7 protein-coding genes are annotated in these 7,048 nt (G+C 64.3%); 4 read left to right on the top strand and 3 right to left on the bottom strand.

Annotated features, from left to right (window positions below; all coding sequences use genetic code 11):
* Together AX735_RS01775 and cysD are read right to left on the bottom strand one after the other, a co-directional pair.
* Positions 1-929: GTP-binding protein (locus AX735_RS01775; protein ID WP_156447386.1), on the bottom strand; the 929-nt coding region annotated here is incomplete at its 3' end.
* Positions 929-1,876 (bottom strand): sulfate adenylyltransferase subunit CysD, encoded by a 948-nt coding sequence (gene cysD / locus AX735_RS01780; RefSeq protein ID WP_082750872.1) that lies wholly within the window; start codon positions 1,874-1,876, stop codon positions 929-931. The genes cysD and AX735_RS01775, both read right to left, overlap by 1 nt.
* Positions 1,877-1,928: 52 nt before the next feature.
* On the opposite strand from cysD, the gene AX735_RS01785 reads away from it, so the two are divergent.
* The 3 genes from AX735_RS01785 (at position 1,929) to AX735_RS01795 (ending at position 5,991) form a co-directional block, all read left to right on the top strand.
* A complete protein-coding gene (locus AX735_RS01785) occupies positions 1,929-2,975 on the top strand; it encodes a helix-turn-helix transcriptional regulator (protein WP_066274694.1) in 1,047 nt (348 codons plus the stop codon).
* Between the two features lie 131 nt (positions 2,976-3,106).
* Positions 3,107-5,500 (top strand): M1 family metallopeptidase, encoded by a 2,394-nt coding sequence (locus AX735_RS01790; protein WP_066274697.1) that lies wholly within the window; start codon positions 3,107-3,109, stop codon positions 5,498-5,500.
* Positions 5,497-5,991 carry a DUF6702 family protein gene (locus AX735_RS01795; RefSeq protein ID WP_066274703.1) on the top strand — a complete coding sequence of 165 codons (495 nt, stop codon included), beginning with the start codon at positions 5,497-5,499 and terminating at the stop codon, positions 5,989-5,991. The genes AX735_RS01790 and AX735_RS01795 overlap by 4 nt, the downstream gene beginning before the upstream one ends.
* Before the next feature lie 64 nt (positions 5,992-6,055).
* Here the strand turns inward: AX735_RS01795 and AX735_RS01800 are convergent, their stop codons facing one another.
* The gene (locus AX735_RS01800; protein WP_066274707.1) at positions 6,056-6,640 is read right to left on the bottom strand and encodes a carboxymuconolactone decarboxylase family protein; all 585 of its coding nucleotides are present in this window, start codon (positions 6,638-6,640) and stop codon (positions 6,056-6,058) included.
* Positions 6,641-6,760: 120 nt separating this feature from the next.
* Here AX735_RS01800 and AX735_RS01805 point away from each other — a divergent pair.
* Positions 6,761-7,048 (top strand): LysR family transcriptional regulator (locus tag AX735_RS01805; RefSeq protein ID WP_156447387.1); only part of this gene is annotated, 288 nt, incomplete at its 3' end.

Consider the following 7,048-nt stretch of genomic DNA (forward strand, 5'->3'; position numbering starts at 1 on the left):
CCCGCCACGGCCAGCTCGACATCGCCGTCGAGCGTGACGATGCGGCTGACCGTGCTGGTCTTGCCCGAGGGCAGCACGCGCACGGCATCGCCCGGCTCCACCGTGCCGCCTGCGATCAGTCCGGAAAAGCCGCGGAAATCGAGGTTCGGACGGTTGACCCATTGCACCGGCATGCGGAAGGGCCTGGCCTGATCGGTCGGCGTGTCGACCTCGACCGTTTCGAGGTGCTCGACCAGACTGGGCCCTGAATACCAGGGCGTGTTGGGCGAGGGCGCGGTGATGTTGTCGCCCTTGAAGCCGCTGATCGGCATCGCGACGAATTCGGCAATTCCGATGCTCGCGGCGAACTCCCGATATTCCGCTACGATCTCGTCGAAACGCGCCTGACTGTAGTCGACCAGATCCATCTTGTTCACCGCCAGCAAGATATGGCGGATGCCGATGAGATGCGCGAGGTAGCTGTGCCGCCGCGTCTGCGTCAGTACGCCCTTGCGCGCGTCGATCAGGATGACGGCAAGGTCGGCGGTGGAGGCACCGGTGACCATGTTGCGCGTGTACTGCTCGTGCCCCGGCGTGTCGGCGACGATGAACTTGCGCTTTTCGGTCGAGAAGAAGCGATAGGCGACATCGATGGTGATGCCCTGTTCGCGTTCGGCCGCGAGGCCATCGACGAGCAGCGCGAAGTCAATCTCCGCCCCTTGCGTGCCGACGCGCTTGCTGTCTGCTTCCAGCGCGGCCAGCTGATCCTCGAAGATCATCTTGCTGTCATAGAGCAGCCGCCCGATCAGCGTGGACTTGCCGTCGTCCACCGACCCGCAGGTGATGAAGCGCAGCATCGTCTTGTGCTGGTGCTTGTCGAGATAGGCGAGGATGTCCTCGGCGATCAGGGCTTCGGTCTGATAGACGGGGGTCTGGTCGACGGGTTCCATCAGAAATAGCCCTCCTGCTTCTTCTTCTCCATGCCCGCGCCGCCCGCGTCCTTGTCGATCACGCGGCCTTGGCGTTCGGACGTGGTGGTGAGCAGCGTCTCCTGGATCACCTCGGGCAGGGTGCTCGCAGTGCTTTCGACCGCGCCGGTCAGCGGGAAGCAGCCGAGGGTACGGAAGCGGATCGATCGATTGGTGATCTCGGGCCGATAGCCCAGCACCTTTTCCAGCCTTGGTATGTCATCGGCCATGAACAGCTGCCCCTCCCATTCGAAAGTGGGGCGGACCTTGGCGAAATAGAGCGGCACGATCGGCACGGCATTGAGCTGGATATACTGCCAGATATCGAGCTCGGTCCAGTTGCTGATCGGGAAGACGCGAATGCTCTCACCCTTGTTCTTGCGCGCGTTATAAAGGTTCCAGAGCTCCGGGCGCTGGTTCTTCGGGTCCCAGCCATGGCTCGCGGTGCGGAACGAGAAGATGCGCTCCTTGGCACGGCTCTTTTCCTCGTCGCGCCGCGCGCCGCCGAACGCCGCATCGAAGCCGTAGAGGTCCAGCGCCTGCTTCAGCCCCTCGGTCTTCCACATGTCGGTGTGCAGTGGGCCGTGGTCGAACGGATTGATACCGCGGTCCGCTGCTTCGGGGTTCTGATAGACCAGCAGTTCCATGCCGCTTTCGCGCGCCATGGTGTCGCGAAGCTTGTACATGTCCTGGAACTTCCAGGTCGTATCGACATGCAGCAGCGGGAAGGGCGGGGGCGACGGGAAGAAGGCCTTGCGCGCGAGATGCAGCATCACCGCGCTGTCCTTGCCCACCGAATAGAGCATTACCGGCTTTTCCGCCTGCGTCACCACTTCGCGCATGATGTGGATCGCTTCGGCCTCGAGGCGCTCGATATGGGTGAGGGTGCGGGTCATCGGGATAGCTCCGTTTTGGGATGCAGCGCACATGGCATAACGGACAATGGCTTGAACCTCCCAAATGGGAGGGTATAGCAGATCCATGCGTTTCGACCCCGGCCTGCTCGAATCCCTGCACGAGGGCATGTTCCAGACACCTTTGTGGGACGACTTTCTTCGACGGCTGCGCGCCAGCACCGGTTCGGCCATGACGTTGCTCGCCATCCGCCCCAAGGGACAGAGCGATGTCGCGGAGTTGGTGGCAGGCGATGGTCCTGCGGGCGCTGCCCGGCGATTGCTCGTCGGCGGACAGATGCGCGAGGGGCGCGGCTATGCTCTCGAGGAGCTTATCGAACACGCGGCTGCGGCCGATCATGAGGCGCTGGCGGATGCCCGGATCAGGGCCCTGCGCGCGGTGCGCGTCACCGAGCCGAGCGGGGTGGATGCCTGGCTCGCCTGCGCCGGGGGCTCTGCGCTCGGCTCTTCGGCAGGTGCGCTCATCCTGGCGCTTGCACCGCATCTGCGAATCGCGCTGCGCAGCTTTGCGGCGCTCGAACGCGAACGCTTCCGCTCGGCTGTCACGGGCGAGGCTTTCAACCGCCTCAATATTGGCTGGCTGACGCTCGACACGCAGGGCCGCATCGTCGAAGCCAGCGAAAATGCCGGGCTGATGTTCCAATGGGGCAGCCTGCTGAGGCGCGGGCGTTATGACCGGCTGGTGCCTGCCGACCCGGCGGTGGACCGTCAGCTTGCCGGTTATCTCAAGCAGGTCGCCGCCGGGCGGTCCGTGCGTCCGCTGGCGATCAATCTCAGCCGGGACCCGTGGCTCGACATGCTGGTGGCACCGCTGCAGGGCGACACGATCTCGGGCCATCGCTCGGCCAGCGTGATCGTCTATGTCAGCGGCGACCGGCGCAGCCAGGCCGATCGCTGCGAACAGCTGGTCGACATGTTCGGCCTGTTGCCCAGCGAGGCGCGGCTGGCCTGGCTGCTCGCCCAGGCGACCAGCATCAGGGACGCGGCCGCGACGCTCGGGCTGAGCGAGGAAACCGCGCGCAACTATTCGAAGAAGATCTATGCCAAGACCGGCGCCAGTGGCCATGCAGAGCTGGTGCGCGTGATCATGACCAGCGTGCTGGCGCTGAGCTGAATGCCAGCCTTGCCGTGAGCGTTACATTTCATCGCAAATCGAAGCGCCGGGGCATTGACCACCATGCAATAGTATCACATGCAAGCAGCCTGATCGTTCAGGGGCGATAACGCCCTGAAAAGGGGGTTGTCTTGCGCCGTTTTTCCGCCGTTTCCGCTTCGCTGCTCGCGCTCGCCATCGGTGCGGCTTCTACAGCTGCCATTGCCAGCCCGGTCGAGCAGACCAAGGGCAGCTACGAGGACAAGTTCCGCCAGCTCGAGGGCGAGGAATGGCCGACTCCGACCGATTATCGCAACGCTTCGGGCGCGCCGGGCTATCGCTACTGGCAGCAAAAGGTCGATTATGACGTCCAGGCGCGGCTCGACGAGGCGAAGCGCACGGTCAGCGGCAGCCAGACGGTGCGCTATGTCAACAATTCGCCCGATGCGTTGCCTTATCTCTGGCTGCTGCTCGATCAGAACCAGTACAAGCGCGATTCGATCGAGGCGATGACCGAAACGGTCTCGGGCGACAAGATCAGCCTCGCCGAAGTCCGCCGGCTCAAGCGCCTGAAGGAATGGGAGGGCGGCTTTACCATCACCGCCGTGCGCGATGCCAGCGGCAAGGCGCTGCCCTTCACCGTGGTCGACAGCCTGCTGCGTATCGATTTGTCCCAGGCGGTCGCGCCAAATGGCGGCGAGACCAGCTTCTCGATCGAATGGTCGTTCCCGATGGCCGAGAACAAGGTCGTCGGCGGGCGATCGGGCTATGAGTGCTTCACCCAGCCGGGCGAGGACGGCAACTGCATCTTCGAAGGCGCGCAATGGTTCCCGCGGCTTGCGGTCTATTCGGACTATGAGGGCTGGCACAACAAGGCGTTTCTCGGCTCGGGCGAGTTCACGCTCGAATTCGGCGACTATCGCGTCGCGCTGACCGTGCCCGCCGACCATGTGGTGGCGGCGACCGGCGTGCTGCAGAACCCCGACCAGGCGCTGAGCGCGGCACAGCGCCAGCGGCTCGAACAGGCCAAGTCGGCCACCAGCCCGGTCTATGTCGTCACTCCCCAAGAGGCGGTGGCGGCCGAGCGCGGCAAGGCTTCGGGCGAGAAGACCTGGGTGTTTTCCGCCACCAATGTCCGCGATTTCGGCTGGGCGAGTTCGCGCAAGTTCGCCTGGGACGCGATGGGCGTGAAACAGGATTATGCCGATCAGCCGTTGGTCATGGCGATGAGCTTCTTCCCCAAGGAAGCCCGGCCGCTCTGGGATGCTTATTCGACCAAGGCGATCGCGCACACCATCGACGTCTATGGCAAGTTCGCCTTCCCCTATCCCTATCCCGTGGCGCAGTCGGTCAACGGGCCGGTCGGCGGGATGGAATATCCGATGATCACCTTTAACGGCCCGCGCCCGGTGAAGGACAAGAAGACCGGCAACCTCACCTATACCGAGCGCGCCAAATACGGGCTGATCGGCGTGGTGATCCACGAGATCGGCCACAACTGGTTCCCGATGATCGTCAATTCCGACGAGCGGCAATGGACCTGGATGGACGAGGGGCTGAACACCTTCTTGCAGTTCCAGGCCGAGCGGTTGTGGGACAAGGACTATCCGGCGCGGCGCGGCGAGCCCAAGGATATCGCCGAGTACATGCTCTCGACCAACCAGATGCCGCTGATGACGCAGTCGGATTCGGTGCTGCAATTCGGTGCCAACGGGTACGGCAAGCCGGCCACCGCGCTGACGATCCTGCGCGAGACGGTGCTGGGCCGCGAACTGTTCGACCGCGCCTTCCGCGAATATGCCAACCGCTGGCGGTTCAAGCACCCGACGCCGTACGACTTCTTCCGCACGATGGAGGAAAGCTCGGGCGTCGATCTCGACTGGTTCTGGCGCGGATGGTTCTATTCGACCGACCATGTCGATATCGCGCTCGACAAGGTGGTGCGCGCGACGCTCGAACCTGCCGATGCGACTGCCGCTGCGGCCGAGCGCAAGAAGCGGCGCGATGCCGAGCCGGGATCGCTCACCGCCGCGCGCAATGCCGGGCAGCAGACGGTGGTCGAGCGCGATCCTTCCACGCGCGATTTCTACGACAGCATCGACCCGCTCGACGCCACCGCCGCCGACAAGCGCAAGGCGGCGGAGGCCTTTGCCGACCTGACCGCGGAGGAAAGGGCAGCACGCCAGGTGACCGACAATTTCTATCGCTTCAGCTTCTCCAATCGCGGTGGCCTCGTCATGCCGGTGATCCTCAAGATGGATTTCTCCGACGGCACCAGCGAGACCGCGCGCATCCCGGCAGAGGTCTGGCGCTACAACCAAAAGGCGGTGACCTGGCAGTTCGTGACCCCCAAGACGCTGACCCGCGCCGAGATCGATCCGCTCTGGGAAACCGCCGATGCCGACCGGTCGAACAATGTCTACACCGGCCAGATCGACCCCAAGACGCTGGGCATCGAGACGCCTGAGGAAACCAAGAACCGGATGAAGGATTCGGACGTCAAGGTGCAGCCCGATTCGCTGCGCACCTTCGGCGCGCCGAAATGATGCGGCGTTTCTCTGCCATCTTGGCGGCGGTAGCGAGCCTGATGCTCGCCCCGCAGGCAGGCGCGCATCGCGGGCACGATGCGATGAGCGTCGTGACGCTCGAACCCGATGGCAAGGTGACCGTGTCGCACCGGTTCGAGGCGCATGATCTCGAACCCGCGCTGGCCGAGATCGCGCCGAACGCGCAGACCAGCCTCGACGATCCCGATGCGATTGCCGAGCTGAAGACCTATCTGCTCGCGCATTTCAAACTGCGCGCCGACGGGCAGGAGGTGCCGCTGGCGGTATCGTCCGTCGATATCGGCGTGCGCGAGGTGCGGATGAACTATGCGGGGCAGGTGAAGGGCCGTCCCAGGGCGGTCGCGATCCAGACCACCATCCTGCGCGACATCTATCCGCGCCAGGTCAATCAGGTCGAGGTCAAGCGCGGTACATTCGCGCGGACGCTGCGCTTCGGTGGCGACGAGGTCCAGACGGTCGCGCTGCCCTGACAGGTCATGCCCCGGTGGCCATGCGACCACCGGGGAGGCATGACCTTCTGGATGCCGTTCAGGCTCATCCGCGCTCGGGTGTACGTCCCTTGGGGTCGTGCCAGCGCAGCGACGGATCGTTCATGAAATCCTCGAGCGGCGTGTGGGTGAGGTGGTTGGTATAGTTGCTGATCACCTTGGCGGCGATGATCGTCACCACCTCGAGCACCTGTGCCTTGCTGAACCCGGCAGCAAGGAACGCATCGACGGCGGCGTCGCCGGCAAAGCCGCGCTGCTCTGCTACCGTTTCGGCGAAGGCACGCAGCGCCTGCAGCCGGGGATCGGCGATCGGCTGGACGCTGCGGATCGCCTGGATGACATCTTCGGGCACGCCGGCCTTGCGCGAGAGGAAAGTATGGCCCGAAGCGCAATATTCGCAGCCGTGGAAGACGTTGATCGCCTGATAGACCACCTGCTGTTCGGCGGGGTTCAGCGTCGCTTCGCCCGCGATCAGGCCAAACAGGTCGTCATAGGCCTTCAGCGCCACCGGGCTTTCGGCGAGCGTCGCCTGCAGCTTGGGGATGAAGCCCCAGCCTTTCTTGACCGCAGCCAGGCGGTCCTTCGATCCTTCGGGGGCGGTGTCGATGCTGTGAATGGTGAACGTGGTCATGTCCCTGTCTCCTTCTGGCCGGGCCGTCGGTGGCTGCGGTCGAAAGAGGAATTAGGCCATTCCTGATTCTTGTAGTAGATAGGTATGGGAGCTAACATCCATTCCTGAAGGGAATGAGTTATGGACCGGCTTCAGGCGATGCGCCATTTCGTGACGGTGGTCGATTGCGGCTCGTTCTCGGCCGCCGCGCGCCAGTTGCGCATCGGCCAGCCTGCGCTGTCCAAGTCGGTCGCGCTGCTGGAAGACCGGCTCGGCATAAGGCTGATCGTGCGCAGCACCCGAAGCCACAGCCTCACCGAAGCCGGCCAGCGTTTCTATGACGGCGCTCGCCTGGCGCTCGACGAAGCCGATGCCGCCGAAGCCGCTGCGCGCGACGAGGCCGGATCGCTGAGCGGCAGCCTGCGCATC

Source organism: Blastomonas sp. CCH1-A6 (genome assembly GCF_001556365.1).
Lineage (GTDB): Bacteria > Pseudomonadota > Alphaproteobacteria > Sphingomonadales > Sphingomonadaceae > Blastomonas > Blastomonas ursincola.

What these genes read in the sequence shown, in the direction of transcription:
- cysD (WP_082750872.1), bottom strand. Translation starts at nt 1,876, where the DNA reads ATGTGCGCTGCATCCCAAAACGGAGCTATCCCGATGACCCGCACCCTC.
- AX735_RS01785 (WP_066274694.1), top strand. Translation starts at nt 1,929, where the DNA reads ATGCGTTTCGACCCCGGCCTGCTCGAATCCCTGCACGAGGGCATGTTC.
- AX735_RS01795 (WP_066274703.1), top strand. Translation starts at nt 5,497, where the DNA reads ATGATGCGGCGTTTCTCTGCCATCTTGGCGGCGGTAGCGAGCCTGATG.
- AX735_RS01800 (WP_066274707.1), bottom strand. Translation starts at nt 6,640, where the DNA reads ATGACCACGTTCACCATTCACAGCATCGACACCGCCCCCGAAGGATCG.